This is a genomic window from Duganella vulcania (assembly GCF_009857655.1).
GTDB classification, from domain to species: domain Bacteria; phylum Pseudomonadota; class Gammaproteobacteria; order Burkholderiales; family Burkholderiaceae_D; genus Rugamonas; species Rugamonas vulcania.
The window spans coordinates 63,975-85,370 of sequence record NZ_WWCX01000006.1 but is presented as its reverse complement, the minus strand read 5'-3'; the positions used below and the strand labels follow the sequence as shown (position 1 = coordinate 85,370).

20 protein-coding genes are annotated in these 21,396 nt (G+C 64.0%); 2 read left to right on the top strand and 18 right to left on the bottom strand.

Translation table 11 applies throughout. The features are described 5' to 3' along the window. Nucleotides 1-18: 18 nt before the first annotated feature. The gene (locus tag GTP90_RS07030; protein WP_161082823.1) at nucleotides 19-1,059 is read right to left on the bottom strand and encodes a MerR family transcriptional regulator; all 1,041 of its coding nucleotides are present in this window, start codon (nucleotides 1,057-1,059) and stop codon (nucleotides 19-21) included. Between the two features lie 22 nt (nucleotides 1,060-1,081). After that, entirely contained in the window at nucleotides 1,082-1,948 is an 867-nt protein-coding gene (gene accD, locus GTP90_RS07025) for an acetyl-CoA carboxylase, carboxyltransferase subunit beta (protein ID WP_161082869.1), read from the bottom strand. Between the two features lie 267 nt (nucleotides 1,949-2,215). Between accD and GTP90_RS07020 the strand changes: the two genes are divergently transcribed. Then, nucleotides 2,216-4,495, top strand: coding sequence for a putative bifunctional diguanylate cyclase/phosphodiesterase (locus GTP90_RS07020; RefSeq protein ID WP_161082822.1), 2,280 nt, complete (start codon nucleotides 2,216-2,218; stop codon nucleotides 4,493-4,495). Here GTP90_RS07020 and GTP90_RS07015 read toward each other — a convergent pair. From GTP90_RS07015 to GTP90_RS07005, 3 genes are all read right to left on the bottom strand, one after another. Further along, a complete protein-coding gene (locus GTP90_RS07015) occupies nucleotides 4,492-5,400 on the bottom strand; it encodes a DNA-3-methyladenine glycosylase family protein (RefSeq protein WP_161082821.1) in 909 nt (302 codons plus the stop codon). The two genes, GTP90_RS07020 and GTP90_RS07015, sit on opposite strands and share 4 nt — an antisense overlap. Then, nucleotides 5,397-6,287, bottom strand: coding sequence for a DMT family transporter (locus GTP90_RS07010; RefSeq protein ID WP_161082820.1), 891 nt, complete (start codon nucleotides 6,285-6,287; stop codon nucleotides 5,397-5,399). The genes GTP90_RS07015 and GTP90_RS07010 overlap by 4 nt, the downstream gene beginning before the upstream one ends. Before the next feature lie 97 nt (nucleotides 6,288-6,384). After that, nucleotides 6,385-7,407 (bottom strand): XdhC family protein, encoded by a 1,023-nt coding sequence (locus tag GTP90_RS07005; RefSeq protein WP_161082819.1) that lies wholly within the window; start codon nucleotides 7,405-7,407, stop codon nucleotides 6,385-6,387. Nucleotides 7,408-7,450: 43 nt separating this feature from the next. Here GTP90_RS07005 and GTP90_RS37290 point away from each other — a divergent pair, with 43 nt between their 5' ends. Next, a complete protein-coding gene (locus GTP90_RS37290) occupies nucleotides 7,451-7,582 on the top strand; it encodes a hypothetical protein (RefSeq protein WP_256369095.1) in 132 nt (43 codons plus the stop codon). Between the two features lie 14 nt (nucleotides 7,583-7,596). On the opposite strand, the gene GTP90_RS07000 is transcribed toward GTP90_RS37290, so the two are convergent. The 13 genes from GTP90_RS07000 to GTP90_RS06940 all read right to left on the bottom strand — a co-directional run bounded on the left by GTP90_RS07000 (nucleotide 7,597) and on the right by GTP90_RS06940 (nucleotide 21,388). Then, nucleotides 7,597-7,989 (bottom strand): surface-adhesin E family protein, encoded by a 393-nt coding sequence (locus GTP90_RS07000; protein WP_161082818.1) that lies wholly within the window; start codon nucleotides 7,987-7,989, stop codon nucleotides 7,597-7,599. Between the two features lie 15 nt (nucleotides 7,990-8,004). Further along, nucleotides 8,005-9,105 (bottom strand): M48 family metallopeptidase, encoded by a 1,101-nt coding sequence (locus tag GTP90_RS06995; RefSeq protein WP_161082817.1) that lies wholly within the window; start codon nucleotides 9,103-9,105, stop codon nucleotides 8,005-8,007. A gap of 22 nt (nucleotides 9,106-9,127) precedes the next feature. After that, nucleotides 9,128-9,577, bottom strand: a complete 450-nt coding sequence (gene dut / locus GTP90_RS06990) for a dUTP diphosphatase (protein ID WP_008451445.1) — start codon at nucleotides 9,575-9,577, stop codon at nucleotides 9,128-9,130. Further along, a complete protein-coding gene (coaBC, locus tag GTP90_RS06985) occupies nucleotides 9,578-10,801 on the bottom strand; it encodes a bifunctional phosphopantothenoylcysteine decarboxylase/phosphopantothenate--cysteine ligase CoaBC (protein WP_175048003.1) in 1,224 nt (407 codons plus the stop codon). An 18-nt stretch (nucleotides 10,802-10,819) separates the two neighbouring features. After that, complete coding sequence (gene lspA, locus GTP90_RS06980) at nucleotides 10,820-11,323, bottom strand: signal peptidase II (protein WP_161082815.1); 504 nt, start codon at nucleotides 11,321-11,323, stop codon at nucleotides 10,820-10,822. Nucleotides 11,324-11,387: 64 nt separating this feature from the next. Then, complete coding sequence (ileS, locus tag GTP90_RS06975) at nucleotides 11,388-14,255, bottom strand: isoleucine--tRNA ligase (RefSeq protein ID WP_161082814.1); 2,868 nt, start codon at nucleotides 14,253-14,255, stop codon at nucleotides 11,388-11,390. 66 nt (nucleotides 14,256-14,321) lie between these two features. Continuing rightward, nucleotides 14,322-15,305, bottom strand: a complete 984-nt coding sequence (locus GTP90_RS06970; RefSeq protein WP_161082813.1) for a bifunctional riboflavin kinase/FAD synthetase — start codon at nucleotides 15,303-15,305, stop codon at nucleotides 14,322-14,324. A 163-nt stretch (nucleotides 15,306-15,468) separates the two neighbouring features. Next, the gene (locus GTP90_RS06965) at nucleotides 15,469-16,656 is read right to left on the bottom strand and encodes a tetratricopeptide repeat protein (protein ID WP_161082868.1); all 1,188 of its coding nucleotides are present in this window, start codon (nucleotides 16,654-16,656) and stop codon (nucleotides 15,469-15,471) included. Nucleotides 16,657-16,763: 107 nt separating this feature from the next. Continuing rightward, on the bottom strand, nucleotides 16,764-17,195 hold the full coding sequence (locus tag GTP90_RS06960) for an ExbD/TolR family protein (protein ID WP_217431213.1): 432 nt from the start codon (nucleotides 17,193-17,195) through the stop codon (nucleotides 16,764-16,766). Between the two features lie 59 nt (nucleotides 17,196-17,254). Further along, a complete protein-coding gene (locus tag GTP90_RS06955) occupies nucleotides 17,255-17,683 on the bottom strand; it encodes an ExbD/TolR family protein (protein WP_161082812.1) in 429 nt (142 codons plus the stop codon). 6 nt (nucleotides 17,684-17,689) lie between these two features. After that, entirely contained in the window at nucleotides 17,690-18,595 is a 906-nt protein-coding gene (locus tag GTP90_RS06950) for a MotA/TolQ/ExbB proton channel family protein (protein ID WP_199538690.1), read from the bottom strand. Between the two features lie 86 nt (nucleotides 18,596-18,681). Continuing rightward, nucleotides 18,682-19,341: an energy transducer TonB gene (locus tag GTP90_RS06945; RefSeq protein ID WP_161082811.1), complete on the bottom strand. Its 660-nt coding sequence runs from the start codon at nucleotides 19,339-19,341 to the stop codon at nucleotides 18,682-18,684. Between the two features lie 508 nt (nucleotides 19,342-19,849). Next, the gene (locus GTP90_RS06940) at nucleotides 19,850-21,388 is read right to left on the bottom strand and encodes a SpoVR family protein (protein ID WP_161082810.1); all 1,539 of its coding nucleotides are present in this window, start codon (nucleotides 21,386-21,388) and stop codon (nucleotides 19,850-19,852) included. Between the last annotated feature and the right edge of the window lie 8 nt (nucleotides 21,389-21,396).

Here is a 21,396-nt window from a genome sequence, read left to right as displayed (position 1 = left end):
CGTTCGCCTTACGCTTGATCAAGCCAGCGTGGCGTAGGAGATCCTGATGTAGTCGAGCATGGCGGGCGTGATCCAGCTTCCGCTCAGCAGCGCGGGTTCCAGGTCGTGCGCGGTGCGGATCTTGGCCAGCGTGGCCTGGTCGCCGCCGATCTGCGACAGGAACAGCGCCATCCAGCGCCGCGCCAGCGCCTGCGCCGACGGCGCGTCGTGGGCGATGCCGTCTTCCAGGTGCTGGTGCACGCCGGCAATCAGCGCCATCCACTCTTCCTGGTGCTTGCCGCTGTTGGCGCGCAAGATGCGCAGTTCGCCGGGGTCCAGGTAGCGCGCGTAGATGCCCAGCCTGCGCGCGCCCATCGCCGCCGACACGTACTCTCTCAATGCCGGCGTGATGCGGGTCTGCTGCTGCGCCTTGACCTCCCGCTCCAGCATGACGGTGATGCGGCGCGCGAACTCGGGATTGGCGGCGGTGTCATGCTGCAGCGTGCGCATCCAGCGCTCCGACAGTTCGCCCGCGCGCGCGTCGTCCGGCGGTACGCCTTGCGCCATCAGTGCTTCCACCTCGGCCACCAGCGCGGCCCAGGCGGCGTTGCGGCGCGCGTCTTGTTGCCAGAAGGGCAGGCGTTTCAACTCCTCGCGGGTGAAATACTTGTCGTACAGGTCCATCATCTCCAGCGTCCGCAGCCAGTCGGACAGCTCGGGACTGTCGCCCCGGCTCAGCACGTGTTGCAGCCGCGTCAGCTGTTCGCGCAGCGTGGTGGCCTGCTCGATCTGCTTGCCCAGCGCGGCGATCTGCTGCGCGACGATGTCGGCGAACGGCGCGTCCGGGCTGGCCAGGAAAGTGGCGATGTCGCCCAGCGACATGCCGAAGCGCCGCAGCGTCTGGATGTGGTGCAGGCGCGCGACGTCGTCGCGGTTGTACAGGCGGTAGCCGGAGCCGGCGCGGCCCGACGGCTTCAGCAGGCCGATGCTGTCGTAGTGGTGCAGCGCGCGCACGGTCAGGCCGGCGCGCGCGGCCAGCTCGCCGATCTTCAATACGTTGCTGTCGCGGGGTGCTGTCATGGGCGCTAGTGTACGACAGGCCTCAGGCCAGCGCATCCTTGGGCAGCTTCAGCAGCAAGGCCAGCAGCGAGGCCAGCTCGGTGCGCATCTCGCGGCGGTCGACGATCATGTCGATGGCGCCGCGTTCGAGCAGGAACTCCGGCCGCTGGTAGCCCTCGGGCAGCGTCACGCCCAGCGTGCTCTTGATGACGCGCGCGCCGGTGAAGGCGATCAGCGCCTTCGGCTCGGCCAGCACCAGGTCGCCCAGGAAGCAGAACGAGGCTGAAATGCCGCCCGAGGTGGGATCGGTCAGCACCGACACGAAGGGCAGCTTCTTTTCCGCCAGTTTGGCCAGCATGGCGGTGGTCTTGGCCATCTGCATCAGCGACATCAGGCCCTCCTGCATGCGCGCGCCGCCGCTGGCGGTGATGCAGATGAAGGGCACATGCTGGTCGATCGCCGCCTGCACGCCGCGCACGAAGCGCTCGCCCACCACCGACCCCATCGAGCCGCCCATGAAGTCGAATTCAAAGCAGGCCACCACCACCGGCACTGACAGGATGGCGCCGCCGATCACGACCAGCGCGTCGGTCTCGCCGGTGGCCGCCATCGCCGCCCGCAGCCGATCGGGATAGCTCTTGCTGCCCTTGAATTTCAGCGTGTCGACCGGCAGCACTTCCTGGCCGATTTCATGCCGGCCGCCGGGGTCGAGCAAGGCGTCCAGGCGGGCGCGGGCGCGGATGCGCAGGTGGTGGGCGCATTTGGGGCAGACGTGGAGGTTGGCCTCCAGGTCGGCGCGGTACAGCACCGCCTCGCAGGCCGGGCACTTGAGCCACAGGCCGGCCGGGATCGACTGCCGCTGCTCGGCGCCGCGCTTGATGCGCGGGATGAGTTTTTCCAGCCAGCTCACGGCGGTTGACTGCTGCATGGTGTTCTCCTTCACGATAATGCAGCAGATCGTAAAGCCTGACGTAGCGTCAGGCTCAAGCGAAAAACAATATTGACGGTGCGCTAACGGCCGCGTGGTGCGACTGTGCACCGATTAACACAACGGGCTTTGTCAAATTTGACTTAAGTCAAGGACGTGCGATTTACCGCCGGCCGGCGCGTGGCATTGCTGGGCATCCCCCAGTGCGAATGCTACTCTCAAGCAATTCTTACCACCCCGGTGCCTGTCATGGCTAGCAATCATTCCCGATTTATCGTATTGGTCACCGCGACCTACGTCGTGCTCGGCACGGCCTGGGTGCTGTTGTCGGACCAGTTGTTGTCCGCGATTGCAACGGACACCATGGTCTGGTTGTCCGGCGCCAAGGGCGTGTTCTTTGTGACGTGCAGCGCGGCCGGTTATGCGCTGGCGATGCGGGCGGTGTCGGCCGCCGCCGACCGCCGCCAGCCGCTGTTCGAGGTGGCGGCCCGCGGCCTGGCGCCCGGCGCCGGCCACCGCTATGGCTGGTGCCACTATCCGCTGGCGCTGGTGCTGGTCGGTGCGATGCTGATGATCCGCGTCAATCTGGTGGACGCCAGCGAGCCGCGTCCCTTGCTGCTCATGTTCATGCTGCCGATTATGATCAGCGCGCTGGTGGGCGGCCTGGGGCCGGGCTTGCTGGCGACGGCGTCGGCGGCGCTGGGCATCAAATGGCTGGTCCTGCACCCGTTGCACAGCCTGCGTTTCAATGACCACTATGACCTGATGCAGTGGCTGCTGTTGATGGTCAACGGCGTGGTGGCCAGCATGCTGAGCGAATTCATGCGCAGCGCCCTGCGCAAGGGCGAGTCGGACCGCAAGCTGTTGAGCGGCATCGTCGGCGGCACCTCGGACGCGGTGTACGTCAAGGACCTGCAGGGCCGCTACCTGCTGGTCAATCCGGCCACGGTGGCATTTCTCGGCAAGCCGGCGGACCAGATCCTCGGCAACACCGACGAGCAGCTGTTTTCCGCGCAGTCGGCCGCCAGGGTACGGCAGCACGACCAGTCGGTGATGCGGACCGGCCGCACCCAGACCAGCGAGGAACACGTCACGCTGCCCGACGGCCGCGAGGCGCTGTTCCAGTCCACCAAGGGGCCGCTGCTGGACCGCACCGGCCGCGCGTCCGGCATCTTCGGCATTTCACGCGACGTCACCGAGCGCAAGCAGGCCGAGGAACGCATCGAACACCTGGCGCACTACGACGTGCTGACCGGCCTGCCCAACCGCGCGCACCTGGACGAGCGCGCGAGCCAGGCGATCCTGCAGGCGCAATGCGGCGGCCACAAGCTGGCGGTGATGTTCCTGGACCTGGACCGCTTCAAGGACATCAACGACAGCCTGGGGCACAGCATCGGCGACGCGCTGCTGGTCATGCTGGCGCGCCGCCTGCGCCTGACGCTGCGGGCCGACGACGTGGTGGCGCGGCTGGGCGGCGACGAATTCATCTTCCTGCTGCATGGCGACGACGCGGCCGCCCTGCCGCGGGTGGCGCAGAAGATCCTCGACATGGTGGCCGAGCCGTTCGCCATCGACCAGCATGAGCTGGCGGTCAGCGGGTCGATCGGCGTGGCGCTCTATCCGCAGGACGGCAAGGACCTGGAAGCGCTGGTGCGCTGCGCCGACGTGGCCATGTACCGCGCCAAGCAGAATGGCCGCAACGGCTACAGCTTCTTCACCAGCGACCTGGAGGAGGAGGCGGTGCGGCGGCTGCAGATCATCAACGCGCTGCGGCACGCGCTGGAGAACCATGAACTGAGCGTGCACTACCAGCCGCAGTTCGACGCGCGCGACGGCGCCATCATCGGCGCCGAGGCGCTGCTGCGCTGGCAGCATCCGGCGCTGGGATCGGTGTCGCCGGCCGAGTTCATCCCGGCCGCCGAGGAGAGCGGCTTGATGCTGCCGATCGGCGAATGGGTGCTGCGCCAGGCCGTGCGGCAGATGAAGGCCTGGCTGGACCAGGGCATGGCGCCGTTCGTGATGGCGGTGAACCTGTCGGCCGCGCAGTTCCGCCATCCCGACCTGCCGCAGCTGGTCGGCAGCATCCTGATGCAGGAGCAGCTGGCGCCGGAATTCCTGGAGCTGGAGCTGACCGAGGGCGCGGCCATGCACGATCCACCGGCCGCCATCGCCGTGATGGACCAGCTGCACGAGCGCGGCGTGCGCATGGCGATCGACGATTTCGGCATCGCCTACTCGTCGCTGAGCTATCTGAAGAAGTTCAAGATCTACAAGCTGAAGATCGACCAGTCCTTTGTGCACGACATCAGCACCGATCCGGAGGACCGCGCCATCGTGGCCGCCATCGTCAACCTGGCGCGCGGCCTGGGCCTGCGCACCATCGCCGAGGGCGTCGAGCACCCGGCGCAGCTGGAGTACCTGCGCGAGCATGGCTGCGACGAGATACAGGGCTTCTACTACAGCCGGCCGTTGACCGCCGCGCAGTTCGAGGCGTTCGTCCTGGAGCGGGAGGCGCGCCGCGTGGCCTAGGCTTGCGCCTCGCGCGGATGCAGGCTGGCCCACAGGTGGGCGGCGGCCATGGTGCGGTGGGGACTGTAGCGGGCCAGGATCTGCTCGGTGCGCGCCATGTCCGGCTTGGCCTCCTCGCCCAGCAGGTGCTGGAGCGCGGCGCGCACCGCGACGTCGCCGTGCAGCGAGCAGTCGGCGTGGCCGTAGCCGCGCAGCAGGCCGTAGTTGACGGTCCACGGCCCGATGCCCTTGACGGCCAGCAGCGCCGTCGACACCTGCTCGATGCTGTTGGTCGGCGACAGTGCCAGCGCCAGTTCTCCCGAGGCGACCAGGCCGGCCAGGCGCAGCAGCGTCTCGGCCTTCGCGCGCGAGAACTTGCGGCTGGTCAGGTCGTCCGGTTCCAGCCTGGCCGCGTCGGCGGCGGTGGGGTAGCACCACAAGCCGCTGCTGTGCTGGCGGCCCGCCTGCAGGATGAAGGTGCGCCGCAGCGAGATCGCGAACGACAGGTTGATCTGCTGGCCGATGATGGCCCACGTCAGCGCCTCGAACACCGTGGCCGACTGCACGATGCGCAGGCCGGGCTGGGCGCGCGTCAGGGGGCCGAACAGCTTGTCCTTGGCGGCGAATTGGCTGAACGGTTCGGGATCGATGCGCAGGCCGAGGATGCTCAGCGCCGCCTCGCGCACCTGTGCCTGCCCGGCGGCGGACAGCTTGCCGTCGGCATGCGCGGCGCAGCTGGCGCTGGTGGGCGCGGCGGGGTGGTCGGGCACGATCTCCAGCACCACCGGCACGCCGTCGATCAGCATGCCCTTGCGCAGGCGCTCCGGGCCCACTTCCTCGGCCACGCCTTCGGGATCGCGGCTGTGGAAGGCCAGCACGTCGTGCAGCCGGTAGCCGGGCGGCAGCGGCAGCGTGTAAGGCTTCATGCCGCCTTGGCCTTGTTCAGGAAGCCGAAGCTGGGGCGGAAGCCCGTCACCAGCGCCGTGCCGGTGATGACGATGGCGGCGCCGGCGAAGGTGTACCAGCCCACGCTCTCCTGAAGGAACAGCACGCCCCACAGGATGCCGAACAGGGGGCTGAGGAAGGTCACCGTCAGCGCCGACGACGGGCCGACATCCTGGATCAAACGGAAGTAGATCAGGTAGGCCACGCCGCTGCACAACACGCCCAGGGCCAGCACCGCGCCCATGATGCCGATGGTCGGCGCGCCCGGCGCAGGGAAGAACGGCAGCGCCGGCAGCACCAGCAGCGTGGACGCCCACATCGAGCCGTGTGCGTTGGCGAACGGCTCGACCGTCCTGGCCTGCTTGGCGTAGTTGCTGGCGATGCCGTAGTTGAAGGAGGCGAACAGCACCGCCGCGATGGCGATGCCGGCGCCGGGCTTGGTGGTCACGTGGTCGAAGCCGACCAGCAGCGCCACGCCGCAGGCGCCCAGCGCCAGGCCGAGCATCACCTTGGCGCTGACCATCTGGCGGGTCCAGACGGCGCCGATCAGGGTGCCCCACAGCGGCGTGGTGGCGTTCAGCACGGCCAGCAGGGAGGCCGACAGCGTGCGCGCGGCGAAGGCGAACATCAGGAACGGCAGCGCGGAGTTGAACAGGCCGAGGATCAGGTAGTGCTTCCAGTGCTGGCGCAGGTTCAGCGGTTTTTTCAGCGCCAGCGCCATCGCCGCCAAAAACAGTGAGGCGAACAGCACGCGGTATTCGATCAGCACGGCCGCGCCCAGCACCGGCGCGGCGATGCGCATGAACAGGAAGGAGCCGCCCCAGATGGCGGCGAGAAGTATGAGGCGGAGCAGGTTGGCGGTGCTCATGCGGAGTCCAGTCGATGAATGATGCGCTATTGTCCCGTACCACGTGCGACGTGGGCTAGCCGGTTCTTGCTATTGAATTGTCCGTTCTTGCGCTTCTTTACGCGGCGCCCAGGTCCACCGCGCATGCGCTGTCGCCGGGGGCGGTGGGCGTGGCCGCGTGCGGGACCAGCATCGCGGCCGGCACGCCGTTCTTAATCGCGGTCATCTCGGCCAGGATGGAGATGGCGATCTCGGACGGCGTCTTGCTGCCGATGTACAGGCCGATCGGCCCGTGCAGGCGCGCCAGCTGCTCGCGCGTCAGGTCGAACTCCAGCAGCCGCTCGCGGCGCTTGGCGTTGTTCAGGCGCGAGCCGATGGCGCCGACGTAGAACGCCTCCGACTTCAAGGCCTCCATCAGCGCCAGGTCGTCCAGCTTGGGGTCGTGGGTCAGCGCGACGACGGCGCTGCGGCGGTCCAGCTTCAGCGCCAGCACGACATCGTCCGGCATCTCGTGCACCAGCTGCACGCCGTCGACCTGCCAGCCGGCGCGGTATTCCTCGCGCGGGTCGCAGACGATGACGTGGTAGTCCATGGCGGTGGCGACCTGCGCCAGGAAGCGCGACAGCTGGCCGGCGCCGATGATCAGCAACCGCCAGCGCGGGCCGTGCAGGCTGACCATGGCGCGCTCGCTGACCTGCATCTGCGCGCCCGGCGGGGCCCTGGACAGTTCGACCTCGCCGGAACGCAGGTCCAGGCGGCGCTGCACCAGTTCGTGCGCCTCCAGCCGTTCCAGCAGCTCGGCGACGCGGCTGCGCGCCGACAGCGGCTCGATCGCCAGCTCGATGGTGCCGCCGCAGGGCAGGCCGAAGCGGTGGGCCTCGTCGGCGGTGATGCCGTAGCTGACGATTTCCGGCGCGGTGCGGCGTATGCCCTCGTTGCGCACCCGGGCGATCAGGTCGTCCTCGATGCAGCCGCCGGAGACGGAGCCGATCACCGTGCCGTCCTCGCAGATGGCCAGCGTGGCGCCCACCGGACGGGGACTGGAGCCCCAGGTCTTGATGACGGTGATCAGTTCGCAGCGGCGCCCCGCGGCGATCCACGCCGCGCTGGTTTTCAGTACTTCGAGGTCGATGCTGTCCATGGATGGAATATACTACGGCTCTCTAAAGCTTGCAGGAACTGCCATGACCACTCCCAAGGAAGACGACGGCTCGCCCAAATTCGGCCGCCTGCTGATCGTGCTGATACTCGCCGTGCTGGTATGCGCGGGCCTGACCTGGCTGATGGGGAATGTGTTCCCTAATTTTCCTAACTAAGTTCCCGAACTAAGCTATTGGCATAGCACCGACAGCGCGTTGTCGAACGGGCTGTCCGGAACGATGTCTTCCGGGTTGAACTTCTCGTACTTGTAGTTTTCGACCGGCTCTCCCTTGCCCATGGCCTCGGGGTAGAACACCTGCGACAGCAGCACGGTGGTGCGGTCTTCGCAGGAGTACATGTGCAGCGCCTTGACCGAGCGGTAGGGCCGGCCCTCGGGCGTGGTTTGCGCCTTGCCGAAGCTGCGCATGGACCAGGCCTTGCGCGTCTTGTCGGCCTTGATGATGCTGGCCTTGTCGATGTAGAAGACGCCGGCGCCATCGCCCTTCACCCGGGCCCACTTCGCCGCCTGGGCCCAGCTACACATCAGTATCAAGATGATTGCCAACAGGCCCTGCTTGTTCATTGTGGTCTCTCAGGTTTATGGCACCAGCGGTTTCTTGGCCGCCTGCTTGCCTTTGATTTCGGCGATGGTCTTGTCGATCACCGACAGGCGATAGTGGACGGCGGGGTGGATGGCAGTATACCCGTTCAGCACCGTGGCGGGATATTGGCCGGCCAGGCGCTGCCAGAAGGCGTGCGCGTGGTCCAGGCTATAGCCGGCGCGCGCCACCATGTACAGCGACAGGTAGTCGGCCGCCGCGTCCAGCTCCTGCGGCATGGGCTTGACGCCGCCGGTGGTGATCAGCATGGTCAGGTCGGGACGCACCGACACCAGGTTGTCGATGATGCCGCCGACCGTGTAGGCGGAACGGGTGGTGGCCGCGTGGCCCAGCACATTGTGGGCGATGTCCTTGGCCAGCACGTAGGCGATGGCTTCGTCGCTCTGCGCGAAGTTGACCATGCCGCGCGTGATCAGCACGCGCTGGCCGTCCGAGTAGGCGTTGATGTTGTCCGAATTGCCGATGTCGATCTTGAAGGCGCAGGCGCGCGTGACCGGCACGTTGAGCGCCTGGTTGCGGCCATCGCGCGCGACGATCAGGTTGAGCGACTGGTGGCCGGAGACCAGCGGGCCGAGGATGCCGGCGGCCAGCGTCTCGGCGTTCTGGCCGGTGGGCAGGCTCTTGCCCTCGGCGGCGACCAGCCCGTCGCCCTTGCGCAGGCCGGCGCGCGCGGCGCCGCTGCCGGCCAGCACGCTGGCCACTTCCAGGCGGTCGCCATAGTTCAGCACCGCCTGCGCGGCGTCGACGAATTCGCCGGTGTAGGAGTATTTGTTCTTGGCGGTGAAGCCGAGCAGGTTGCGCGCCTGCGTGCGGCACAGGTCCGCGTTGTTGATCAACAGCGGGCCGGCGATGCGGTACAGGCGGTCCTGCAGCGCCACCATCTGGGTCAGGGCTTCGCGCGCGGCGGCCATCTTGGCGGTGACCACCGGCGGTTCCTCGTTGATGACGCGCGCCACCACGGGTTCGGCGGGGGCGGGCGCCGGCTTGGACTTGAAGGACGAGCAGGCCGACAGCAGCATGGCCGCCGCCAGCAAAGACAATGGGGCGAATTTATTGATCTTGTTTGTCTGCTGGACCATCCGGGGTCTCCGTGTATTGTTGTTAGTGTTTGCCGGTGCTGCCAAAACCGCCTTCACCGCGCTCGCTGTCGCCGAATTCCTCGACCACGTTGAAGCCCACCTGCAGCACCGGCACGATGATCAGCTGCGCCAGGCGTTCCATCGGGTTCAGCGTGAAGGCGCTGTGGCCGCGGTTCCAGGTCGAGATCATCAACTGGCCCTGGTAGTCGGAGTCGATCAAGCCTACCAGATTCCCCAGCACGATGCCGTTTTTGTGGCCCATGCCGCTGCGCGGCAGGATCATGGCGGCGTAGCCCGGATCGGCGACGTGGATCGCCAGGCCGGTTGGAATCAGCACGGTCTGCCCGGCTTCGATGACCATCGGCGCGTCGATGCAGGCGCGCAGATCGAGGCCGGCGGAACCTGGCGTGGCGTAGGCCGGCATCTGGTCTTTCATGCGCGGGTCGAGGATTTTGACGTCGATGTTTTTCATTTAATTGGCAAATAGGGAGTGCTGGGAGATCCGTTTGGAGATCTCGGAAATCAGTTGGCGCGCCAGCGTGAGCTTGTCGGCGCGCGGCAAAATGGTGTGGCCGTTTTCATCGAACAGGATGATGGTGTTGTCGTCCTGGCCGAAGGTGTGGTGGCCGATATTCCCCACTAGCAGGGGGATGCCTTTTTTCTCGCGCTTGTCGGCGCCGAACTGGATCAGGTTTTCCGATTCGGCGGCGAAGCCCACGCAGTAGGGATGGCCGGCCAGCGTGGTGCGCGCGGCGACGCTGGCGAGGATGTCCGGGTTCTGTTCGAACTTCAGGTCCGGCACCGAGCCGTCCGGGTTCTTCTTCAGTTTCTGCTCGCTGGAGTTGGACACGCGCCAGTCGGCCACCGCCGCCACCGCGATGAAGATGTGCTGGTGGTCGACATTGGCCATGACCGCGTCGTGCATCTGCAGCGCGCTTTGCACGTTGATGCGCTGGACGCCGAACGGCGCCGGCAGCGCGGTCGGGCCGGACACCAGCACCACCTCGGCGCCGGCTTCGCGCGCGGCGCGCGCCACGGCGTAACCCATCTTGCCCGAGGACAGATTGGTGATGCCGCGCACCGGGTCGATCGGCTCGAAGGTCGGGCCGGCGGTGATCAGGATGCGCTTGCCCGCCAGGACCTTGGGCTGGAACGACGCGATCAGTTCTTCGAGCAGCTGCGCCGGTTCCAGCATGCGGCCCATGCCCACTTCGCCGCAGGCCTGGTCGCCGGAGGCGGGGCCGAACAGCACGATGCCGTCGTCGCGCAGCTGCTGCACGTTGCGCTGGGTGGCGGGGTTCTGCCACATCTCGACGTTCATGGCCGGCGCCACCAGCAGCGGCACCAGGCGCGGACGCGCCAGGCACATGGTCGACAGCAGGTCGTCGCAGACGCCGTGCGCCAGCTTGTAGATGAAGTCCGCCGAGCAGGGCGCGATGAGGATGGCGTCGGCGTCGCGGGTGACGTCGATGTGGGCCATGTTGTTGTCGACGCGCGGATCCCACTGGCTGCTGAACACTCTGTTGCCGGACAGCGCCTGCATGGTGACGGCGGTGATGAAGTGGGTGGCGGCGTCGGTCATCACCACCTGCACCGAGGCGCCGGCCTTGGTCAGCGCGCGGCACAGTTCCGCCGCCTTGTAGCAGGCCACGCCGCCGGACAGGCCGAGGACGATTTTCTTGCCGGTCAATTCCATCATGATGTGCTGCCCCAGTTAGCGGTTCACCCGGCGCAGCTCATCGAGGATGAACAGCGCCGCGCCGATGCAGATGGCCGAGTCGGCGACGTTGAACGCCGGGAAGTGGCCCAATCCGCTCCAGTGGAAATCCAGGAAGTCGACCACGTGGCCGTACAGGATGCGGTCGATGACGTTGCCGATGGCGCCGCCCAGGATCAGCGACAGCGCCCACGAGAACATGCGCTGGCTGCCGTGCTTTTTCAGCAGCACGATGATCCAGGCCGCCGCGCCCAGCGCGATGGCGGTGAAGAAGTAGCGCTGCCATCCGCCGCTGTTCTGCAGGAAGCTGAACGCCGCGCCCTTGTTATAGGCCAGCACCAGGTTGAAGAAGGAGGTGATGACTTTTTCTTCGCCGAGCTGGAAGGTCTTGGTGATGGTGATCTTGGAGAGCTGGTCGAACAGGACGACGATGGCGGCAATGCCCAGCCAGGGCGTGAGGCTGCCCGAGGATTTGGTCGGAAAGATTTTTTTGGTGGCCATAAAATTTCAGAGTGGTTCGTGGCGACGGCGCCGCCGCTCCCGGTGGGGAACGGCGGCCCTCATATTAAGCGAACTTGCGTTTTTCGCCCGCACCGAACAGATTGCTGTGGCAACGGCCGCACAGGGTCGGATGGTCGGCGTGCGAGCCGACATCGGCGCGGTAGTGCCAGCAGCGCTCGCACTTCTCCGCCGTGGACGCGGCCACTTCGACCGCTTCCTCCGCTTCGCTCGCCACCTGCACCGCCTTGGCGGCCGAGGTGATGAAGACGAACTTCAGGTCGTCGTCCAGGCTGGCCAGCATCTGGTACTTGTCGCCGGCGGCCTTGATGGTCAGTTCCGCCTGCAGCGAGGAGCCGATAGCGCCTGAGGTGCGCACGTCTTCGAGCTGCTTGGTGACGTCGTTGCGGACCGCGCGCAGGGCCGTGTACTTGGCCAGCAGCGCGGCGGCGTCGGACGCTTCCGGCAGCTTCCACCAGGTCTGCGTGAAGATGGTTTCGTCGCTGGCCTTGTAGGCCTCTTCGCCGGCGAAGATCGCCCATGCTTCCTCCGCCGTGAACGACAGCGCCGGCGCCATCACGCGCAGCAGGCTTTGCGTGATGTGCCACAGCGCGGTCTGCGCCGAACGGCGCGCGTGCGAGGTGACGGCCGTGGTGTACAGGCGGTCCTTGAGCACGTCCAGGTAGAAGCCGCCCAGGTCTTCCGAGCAGAAGTTCTGCAGCTTGGAGTAGACCGGCTGGAATTCATACTGCATGTAGTGCTCGGCGATTTCCGCCTGCAGCGACGCCATGTTGGCGACGGCGTAGCGGTCGATCTCCAGCATGTCGTCGATCGCCACCGCATCCTTGGCGGCGTCGAAGTCGGACAGGTTGGCCAGCAGGAAGCGCAGCGTGTTGCGGATGCGGCGATAGGCTTCGGTGACGCGCTTGAGGATCTCGTCGGAGATCGACAGCTCGCCGGTGTAGTCGGTGGTGGCGACCCACAGGCGCAGCATGTCGGCGCCCAGCTTGTTCCACACGTCCTGCGGCGCGATGGTGTTGCCGATCGACTTGGACATCTTCTTGCCTTCGCCGTCCACCACGAAGCCGTGGGTCAGCAGCGCCTTGTACGGCGGGGCGCCGTTCAGCATCGAGGAGGTCAGCAGCGAGGAGTGGAACCAGCCGCGGTGCTGGTCCGAACCTTCCAGGTACAGGTCGGCCGGGAAGGCCGATTGCTCCTTGTGCGAGCCGCGCAGCACGGTCTGGTGGGTCGAGCCGGAATCGAACCAGACGTCCAGCGTGTCCTTGTTCTTTTCGTAGGCCGACGCTTCGTCGCCGATCAGGTCCTTCAGGTCCAGCGCCAACCAGGCGTCGATGCCGCTCTTCTCGATCAGCTTTGCCACTTGCTCCAGCAGTTCCGGGGTGCGCGGATGCAGCGCGCCGGTTTCCTTGTGGACCACGAAGGCCATCGGCACGCCCCACTGGCGCTGGCGCGACAGGGTCCAGTCGGGACGGTTGGCGATCATGCCGTGCAGGCGCGCCTTGCCCCAGTCCGGGAAGAACTTGGTCTCGTCGATGCCTTTGAGCGCGGTTTCACGCAGCGTGTGGCCGCCGTCCTTCGGCTTCACATCCATGCCGGCGAACCACTGCGAGGTGGCGCGGTAGATGATCGGCGTCTTGTGGCGCCAGCAGTGCATGTAGCTGTGGTCGAACATCTTCACTTCGAACAGCGCGCCCGCTTCCTTCAGGGCGGCGCAGATCGGCTTGGAGGCTTCCCAGATCGTCATGCCGCCGAACAGCGGCAGCGAGGCGGCGTATTTGCCGTCGCCCATGACCGGGGTCAGGATGTTCTCGTCCTTCATGCCATGCGCGCGGCAGGAGATGAAGTCGTCCAGGCCATACGCCGGCGCGGAGTGGACCACGCCGGTGCCGCTTTCGGTGGTCACGTATTCGGCCAGGTACATCGGCGACATGCGGTCGAAGAAGGCGTCCGAGGCGTGCAGCGGGTGGCGGAAGCTGATGCCGCCCAGCGCCGCGCCGTGGCAGGTGGCGATGGTGGTGCCTTCGAGCTTGTAGCGCGCCAGGCAGGCTTCGACCAGGTCCTGCGCCAGGATCAGCAGCAAAGGCTGGCCATCACGCTCGGTCTGCACCAGCGAGTAGATCACTTCGGCGTTGACGTTCAGCGCCTGGTTGGACGGGATGGTCCATGGCGTGGTGGTCCAGATGACGATGAAGCCGTTCTCGGTCGGCAGCTTGTCCATGCCGAAGGCGGTGGCCAGCTTGTCGAATTCGGCGAACTTGAAGCCGACGTCGATGGCCGGGTCGCGCTTGTCCTGGTATTCCACTTCGGCTTCGGCCAGGGCGGACTGGCAGTCGAAGCACCAGTTGACCGGCTTCAGGCCGCGGTAGACGTAGCCTTTCTCCAGCAGCTGGCCGAGGGCGCGCAGTTCGTCGGCCTCGTTCGAGTAGTTCATGGTCAGGTAAGGGTTCTGCCATTCGCCCAGCACGCCCAGGCGGATGAAGTCCTTGCGCTGGCGGTCGACCTGCTCGTAGGCGTAGGCGCGGGCCTTGGTCAGCACTTCGGCGGTCGGCAGGTTCTTGCCGTACAGTTTTTCGATCTGGATCTCGATCGGCATGCCGTGGCAATCCCAGCCCGGCACGTAGGGCGCGTCGTAGCCGGCCATGCCGCGGGCCTTGACCACCATGTCCTTCAGGATCTTGTTGACGGCGTGGCCGATGTGGATGTCGCCGTTGGCGTACGGCGGGCCGTCGTGCAGGATGAATTTAGGACGGCCGGCGGCGGCCTTGCGCACGCGTTCGTAGATTTTCTTGTCTTGCCATTCCTTGACCCAGTTGGGTTCGCGCTTGGCCATATCGCCGCGCATCGGGAATGGGGTTTCGGTCATGTTGACCGGGTATTTACTTTCTGGCTTTTTTGCGGATTTGTTATCGGACATGGTTATCTTCAGTGATTTTTTATTCGGGGAGTTCTGTGTAGCCGGCGCGCGTAGCTGGTCGCGCGGTTAAATTCGGTCGGTGGCCGTGATGGCGCCTTCGCGTTCCTTGAAGCGTTCGGCAAAATACGCGCGGGCGATGTCGGCATCGCGGTGGATGGCGGCGGTCAGCGTCGGCAGGTCGACGTATTTTTCCTCGTCGCGGATCTTGTGCAGGAATTCGACGCGCACCTGTTTGCCGTAGCAGCCCTGGGCGAAGTCGAACACGTGCACCTCCAGTAGCACGCGGCCGCTGTTGTCGACGGTGGGGCGCACGCCCAGGCTGGCCACGGCGGGCAGGGGACGCCCGGCCAGGCCGTGCACCTGCACGATGAAGATGCCGGTCAGCGCGGGGCGGTGCGGCACGCGCAGGTTCAGCGTGGGGAAGCCGAGCGTGCGGCCCAGCTTCTGGCCGTGGATCACGTGGCCGGAGATGGCGTAGGGATGGCCCAGCAGCGCCTCGGCATGGGCGAAGTCGCCCTCGGCCAGCGCGGCGCGCACGGCGGAGGAGGAGATGCGGGTGCTGCCGTTCATCACGGTGGGCAGGGTCTCGACGTGGAAGCCGTAGTGCTTGCCCGCTTCCTGCAGCATCTGCACATTGCCGGCGCGGCGGGCGCCGTAGCAGAAGTCGTCGCCGACCATCAGCCATTTGACGTGCAGGCCCTCGACCAGCACTTTCTCGGTGAATTCCTGCGGCGTGAGCGCGGCGAAGTGGGCCGAGAAGTGCTCGACGATGACGCGGTCGATGCCGTTGTCGGACAGCGATTGCAGCTTGTCGCGCAGGTTGGCGATGCGGGGCGGGGCTTTCGACAGGTCGCCGGCCTTCTGGGCGAAGAATTCGCGCGGATGCGGCTCGAAGGTCATCACGGCGCCTTCCAGCCCGAGGCTGGTGGCGGCTGCGCGCACGCGGCCCAGCAAGGCCTGGTGGCCGAGGTGGACGCCGTCGAAATTGCCGATCGTGAGCGCGCACGGCGCGCGCGCCGCTGCATTGGGTAGACCGCGAAATACCTTCATGGGAATCTGGTGGAAACTGTCGCTAAATGGAGGATTATACGGTTTGTTTGCCGTAGCCGACAGTTATAGCGGGAAATGCGGAGGGAAATGCGGGGGCTAGGCATAAAAAAAGCGCTGGCCGGCGCGGGGCCGGGCAGCGCTTTTGCGCATCGAAACCGCCGGATTACATCGGGTGGTTGATGTTCAGGGTCCAGTAGCGGGCCAGGTCGGCGGTGCCGTCCTTGCCTTTGACCGATTTCAGCGTGGCCAGCGCGGCAGGTTTCTTGCCGGCGATGGACTGGGCGATACCCTGGTGCAGCTTGACAGCTTCAGGATTCTTCGCGGTGCCCAGCTTCACAGCCTGGTCCAGCAGCGCCAGGCCCTTGTCGGCTTTGCCCTGGGAAACCAGCGCGTAGCCCATGTTGGCCAGCGCGTCGGCGTCCTTGTTCTTGACGGCTTCGGCTTCCAGCGCAGGCTGCTTGGCGTCGAACTCGGTCTGGGTCTTGGCGGCCAGGTCTTTCAGGCGCTGGTGGCGGGCGGCGTCGGAGCCGGTGCCCAGCGCGCCTTTCTTGTAGCCCTGGTCGATGATCTTGATCGCTTCGGCAGGATTACCCGCTTGCAGTGCCAGCTGGGACATTTCCATGTACTCGCCCGGCTTGGTCAGCAGGCCGTTGGCCAGGCGCAGGCGCAGCACGTCCAGCGACAGCGTCGACGAGAAGCCTGGCTTGCCCGACACGCGGTTCAGCAGGTCGGCCCAGTAGCTGGTCTTCGGATAGGAACCGGCCAGTTTTTCCAGGGTCTGGACATAGCCTTCCTTGTCGTTCTGCTTGAGCTGGATATTGGCCAGCATCTGCAGCGACGATTCCGAACCGGCTTTCGACGATTGCAGTTCCTTGGCCGCTTCGGCGTATTTGCCGCTGATGTAGTAGGTCTGGATCAGCAGATCGCGCATCTGGCCGTCGTTAGGATTGTCCTTCAGCGCGCGCTGGATCCAGGTGATGGCCTTTGGGTAGTCCTTGGCGCGGTAGTAGATGCCGGCCAGGGCCTGGGTGAATTTTGGTTGTTCGGCAGCAGACAGCTTGCCGGAGTTGATGACCGCTTCGAAGGCCTTGGCGGCCTGGTCGTTATCGCCTGCGGCCACAGCGGCCGAAGCGCGGGTGCGTTCGATCAGATAGGATTCGTTGGGCGATTTGCCGCCGACCGCATCGGCTTCCTTGAGTTTAGCCAGTGCTTCTTTGTTCTTGCCTGCCGCAGCCAGTTTCTGTGCTTCTTGCAATGGTTTGCCGATTTCAGCGCGCACCGCGTCGGCCGCATAGGCAACCGAGGAAAAACCTGCCAAAGGAGCTGCTGCAGTAAAACCAATAGCGGCCATTACCAGGCCGAGATGAGCGAGACGAAACTTGGTCATGGGTAAGTTTTCTTTCATCAAAATGCGAAATAGGCAGGAATGGTCCTGCCTATCGTTGAACATAGAACTGATTATTGGAACTGTTCGTTGCCGACCAGGCCAATCTTGGTCACGCCCAGACGCTGGGCCGCAGCCATCACGCCTGCCACGACTTTGTACGATACCAGCTTGTTCGGACGCAGATGCACTTCCGGCTGGTCAGCTTGCGCCGCGACGTCGGTCAGTTTCGCTTCCAGGGTGCCGCGGTCAGGAACGACAGCGTTATCCCACAGAATCGTACCGTCGAAGTCGACGTCAATCGTGATGACCACAGGTTCCTTGACTGGCGGCGGCGGGGTGCCGACCGGCATGTTCAGGTTGACCGAGTGGTTAGCCTTTGGAATCGTAATGATCATCATGATAATCAGCACCAGCATCACGTCGATGAGGGGCGTCATATTCATTTCCATCATTGGTTCCGGGTCCGCGCCACCGCTGGCTGGGGAGCCGACATTCATACTCATGGTGTTTCCTTTTAAGAAGGGCAGGCCTGGGCTCCAGGCCTGCGATGCACTATCGGGGATTAACCCTTATCAGGCGGTTCGGTGATGAAGCCGACCTTCTGAATACCAGCGCGCTGGGTAGTGTAAATAACCTTGCCGATCGCTTCGTAGCGTGTTTCTTGGTCGCCACGAACATGCACTTCTGGCTGAGGCAACTTCACTGCTTCCACCTTCAGAAAATCGAACAACTCATTCGCGTCGCGCATTTTCTTCTGATTCCAGTAGATGTCGCCATCCTTGCTTACAACGATGTTGACATCTTCCGGCTTGGTCTGAATAACCTGGTTGGCTTCTTCTGGCAGCTTGATCTTGATCAGCTTCAGAACAACCGGGCTCGTGATCAGGAAGATAATCAGCAGAACCAACATGATGTCCACGAGGGGCGTCGTGTTGATTTCTGACATGACTTGATCTTCGTCTCCGCTATCGGAGCCTACGGACATCGACATGATTAATTATCCAATCTTTTTAGCGCCGGCGGCACGGCCAGCTTCGCTGGTGGACATAGCGCCCGAGATCAGTACCGAGTGCACGTCAGCGGAGAACGAACGCACGTCTTCCATGGCCGACTTGTTACGACGCACCAGCCAGTTGTAACCCAGAACGGCAGGAACCGCGACGAACAGACCGAAAGCGGTCATGATCAGCGCTTCACCCACTGGACCTGCAACTTTGTCGATCGATGCGTTACCCGACATGCCGATGGCGATCAGTGCATTGTAAATACCCCAAACGGTACCGAACAGACCGATGAACGGTGCGGTCGAACCAACGGTTGCCAGGAACGACAGGCCGTCTTGCAGACGCGATTGAACTTTGTCAACAGCGCGCTGGATCGACATGGTCACCCAGGTCGACAGGTCGATTTGTTCCAGCAGGGCGCCGTCGTGGTGCACGGTGGCCTTGGTGCCGGTTTCAGCGATGAAGCGGAATGGCGAGCCGTCTTTCAGGGCTGCCGAACCAGCGGCGATCGACGAGGCTTTCCAGAACTTGGCCGAGGTTTCTTTCGACTGTTTGAAGATCTTCATCTGGTCGATCAGCTTGGTGATGATGATGTACCACGAACCCATCGACATCAGCGACAGGATGATCAGGGTGCCGCGCGATACGAAACCACCGTTCCAGACAGCTTCGAAGCCGTATGGATTGTCCACTTCTTCTTTGCCGCCCTTGGCAGCTGGAGCTTCTGCTGCTGGTGCTGGTGCGGCTGCCGCATCCGCTGCTGGAGCGGCTGCTGGTGCCGAAGCGGCGGCCGAGGCTGGCGCGTCAGCGAAGGCTGGGGCGCTTACCAGGGCGGTGGCTGCGGTCACGGAAAACAGCACAGCGGCCAGTACAGCGGACAAACGGGTATTCTTAAACATGCTTCCTCCAAATTGATAAAATAATCAGATCGCTGAACGTAATGACAACGAAAATTACTAAGTGAGACGATGCTGCCGCCTCGGTTTTACTCCAGCGTCCAGACGTATTGCATCTGCATCCACGCTTCCGTCGGTTTCCCGTCGGTCAGACCCGGTTTGAATCGGCATTTGCTGATGCCGTTAACCGCGGCCTTGTCCAAGTCCCTAAAGCCACTGGATTTGACGATTTTGGAATCGGCGACACGGCCGTCGGTTCCAATCAAGAACGATAACGTGACCGTACCGGTTTCTTCGTTACGCAGGGAGGATTTTGGCCACTCCGGTTTCGCGCAAGTGCTGAAGTCAGCGACAGCAGCTACGTTGACCGATTTGGCTGGTCCCGGTGGCGCTGCCGGTGGTGCTGGCGGCGCTTTTTGCAGTTCGTTCGTCGCAGGCTTCACGTTGGTCGCGTTCGCGATCGTGTTTTGCGGCGGCGGAGGCTGCTGCACGTTCACCTCAACTGGCGGGATGAATGGCGGTGGGGGCGCTTTCATCTCTGGCGGAGGTGGTGGCGGTGGGAGTTCTTTCGGTGGAGGAGGTTTGACCTCCTCAATGATCTTGGTCTCCACTGGTGCGATCATCTTGCTCACCAGACGTTTACCCAAGCCCGTCACGATCCCATAAGCAACCAGGAGGTGCAACAAAACGACAATGGTAATGCCTGTAAAGTTCTTCCCGGTGCTTTTCTCGTTGTGCGTGAAATTCATGCCTGCTTTCTCCAATACCAACTCTTTTTGTTGCTACTTAAACCCCAAAATGGCGACACAAAACAACAGCCGCATCCGGGACGTCGGCGAATTATACATACGAATTCTTGATTTTACATAGAATTTTCATCCCTAAAACCGGTTAAATTTCATAGGGTTTTCCTATGTGATAGCGCTCTCTTTGCACCGTTCTAGCTCAATATGCAAGACTCTCCGGGGCAATTTTGGGGCGAGACGCACCACGACATTACTTAGTTTTCCCTTAAGCTCAAAAACGGAATATTATGCACGTAATTTTACTACGAACAATTGATAATTTGGTCGCAAATGTTTCTTTGTTGAAATTCTTGCGGGCAAGGCCGTATAAATTATCGTAAAAAATTATTGACTTTTGCACCGCACCATGCCTTTCCTAAAAAAACCGGGGCCAGAGCGACTTCTCTGACCCCGATTCATCCCTTGCAAGAGCCATGCCTGACCGCGGCAAAGCCCTATATATATATGTTGCTCAGCTTCCGCGCGCGCGTTTCTCCCGTTTGACCTCCAGCGAACTGACGATCTCGCCGTTGGGCGACACGGTTTCCAGGTGCACGTCGAAACCCCACAGCCGCGCCACGTGCTTGAGCACCTCGCCGGCCTGCTGGTTCAGCGGCCGCCGCTGGAACTGCGTATGGCGCAGCGTCAGCGCGCGGTCGTCCCGCGTGTTGACCGACCACACCTGGATGTTCGGCTCACGGTTGCCCAGGTTGTACTGCTCGGCCAGTTGCTGGCGGACGTAGCGGTAGCCCAGGTCGTCGTGTATGGCGGAGATTGCCAGTTTTTCGTTGTTGTCGTCGTCCAGTACGGCAAAGAAATGAAAATCGCGGATCAGCTTGGGCGACAGGTACTGGGCGATGAAGCTCTCGTCCTTGAAATTGCGCATGGCGAAATCGAGCGTCTTGCGCCAGTCGCTGCCGGCGATGTCCGGGAACCATTCGCGGTCCTCGGCGGTCGGGTGCTCGCAGATGCGGCGAATGTCGGTCATCATGGCAAAGCCCAGCGCGTACGGATTGATGCCGCTGTAGTAGGGGCTGTTGACCGGCGGCTGGTACACCACGTTGGTATGGCTCTTCAGGAACTCCATCATGAAGCCGTCGCCCACCACGCCCTCGTCGTACAACTGGTTGAGGATGGTGTAGTGCCAGAAGGTGGCCCAGCCCTCGTTCATCACCTGGGTCTGGCGCTGCGGGTAGAAGTACTGCGAAATCTTGCGCACGATGCGCACCATCTCGCGCTGCCACGGTTCCAGCAGCGGCGCGTACTTCTCGATGAAGTACAGCAGGTTTTCCTCGGGCTCGGGCGGGAAGCGCGGCGTGGCCTTTTCCTCCTCCTCTTCCTCGCGGCGGGGCAGGGTGCGCCACAGCTCGTTGATCTGCGACTGCGCGTAGGCTTCGCGCTCCTTCTGGCGCGCGCGCTCCTGCGCCATCGACAGCTTGGCCGGCCGCTTGTAGCGGTCGACGCCGTAGTTCTGGATCGCGTGGCAGGAATCGAGCAGCAGCTCGACCGCGTCGATGCCGTGGCGCTGCTCGCACTCGGCGATGTAGTTCTTGGCGAACACCATGTAGTCGACGATGGCGTCGGCGTCGGTCCAGGTGCGGAACAGGTAGTTCCCCTTGAAGAAGGAGTTGTGGCCGTAGGCCGCGTGCGCGATCACCAGCGCCTGCATGGTCAGGCTGTTCTCCTCCATCAGGTAGGCGATGCAGGGATTGGAGTTGATGACGATCTCGTAGGCCAGGCCCATCTGCCCGCGCTTGTAGCCCTTCTCGGTCGACAGGAAGTGCTTGCCGAACGACCAGTGGTTGTACGACACCGGCATGCCGACCGAGGTGTAGGCGTCCATCATCTGCTCGGCCGTGATGATCTCCAGCTGGTTGGGATAGGTGTCCAGCCCGAACCCTTCGGCGACGCGGCGGATTTCCTGGTGGGCCTGCTCGATCAGTTCAAACGTCCATTCCGACTGCTCGGGCAGGGCGCGCGGATGGCGCGGCTTGGGTGTCATGTCGTTCATGGCGGGGC

Coding starts and splice junctions, on each gene's coding strand:
- GTP90_RS07030 (WP_161082823.1), bottom strand. CDS start 1,059: ATGACAGCACCCCGCGACAGCAACGTATTGAAGATCGGCGAGCTGGCC.
- GTP90_RS07020 (WP_161082822.1), top strand. CDS start 2,216: ATGGCTAGCAATCATTCCCGATTTATCGTATTGGTCACCGCGACCTAC.
- GTP90_RS07015 (WP_161082821.1), bottom strand. CDS start 5,400: ATGAAGCCTTACACGCTGCCGCTGCCGCCCGGCTACCGGCTGCACGAC.
- GTP90_RS07010 (WP_161082820.1), bottom strand. CDS start 6,287: ATGAGCACCGCCAACCTGCTCCGCCTCATACTTCTCGCCGCCATCTGG.
- GTP90_RS07005 (WP_161082819.1), bottom strand. CDS start 7,407: ATGGACAGCATCGACCTCGAAGTACTGAAAACCAGCGCGGCGTGGATC.
- GTP90_RS37290 (WP_256369095.1), top strand. CDS start 7,451: ATGACCACTCCCAAGGAAGACGACGGCTCGCCCAAATTCGGCCGCCTG.
- GTP90_RS07000 (WP_161082818.1), bottom strand. CDS start 7,989: ATGAACAAGCAGGGCCTGTTGGCAATCATCTTGATACTGATGTGTAGC.
- GTP90_RS06995 (WP_161082817.1), bottom strand. CDS start 9,105: ATGGTCCAGCAGACAAACAAGATCAATAAATTCGCCCCATTGTCTTTG.
- dut (WP_008451445.1), bottom strand. CDS start 9,577: ATGAAAAACATCGACGTCAAAATCCTCGACCCGCGCATGAAAGACCAG.
- coaBC (WP_175048003.1), bottom strand. CDS start 10,801: ATGGAATTGACCGGCAAGAAAATCGTCCTCGGCCTGTCCGGCGGCGTG.
- lspA (WP_161082815.1), bottom strand. CDS start 11,323: ATGGCCACCAAAAAAATCTTTCCGACCAAATCCTCGGGCAGCCTCACG.
- ileS (WP_161082814.1), bottom strand. CDS start 14,255: ATGTCCGATAACAAATCCGCAAAAAAGCCAGAAAGTAAATACCCGGTC.
- GTP90_RS06970 (WP_161082813.1), bottom strand. CDS start 15,305: ATGAAGGTATTTCGCGGTCTACCCAATGCAGCGGCGCGCGCGCCGTGC.
- GTP90_RS06965 (WP_161082868.1), bottom strand. CDS start 16,656: ATGGCCGCTATTGGTTTTACTGCAGCAGCTCCTTTGGCAGGTTTTTCC.
- GTP90_RS06960 (WP_217431213.1), bottom strand. CDS start 17,195: ATGAGTATGAATGTCGGCTCCCCAGCCAGCGGTGGCGCGGACCCGGAA.
- GTP90_RS06955 (WP_161082812.1), bottom strand. CDS start 17,683: ATGTCGATGTCCGTAGGCTCCGATAGCGGAGACGAAGATCAAGTCATG.
- GTP90_RS06950 (WP_199538690.1), bottom strand. CDS start 18,595: ATGTTTAAGAATACCCGTTTGTCCGCTGTACTGGCCGCTGTGCTGTTT.
- GTP90_RS06945 (WP_161082811.1), bottom strand. CDS start 19,341: ATGAATTTCACGCACAACGAGAAAAGCACCGGGAAGAACTTTACAGGC.
- GTP90_RS06940 (WP_161082810.1), bottom strand. CDS start 21,388: ATGAACGACATGACACCCAAGCCGCGCCATCCGCGCGCCCTGCCCGAG.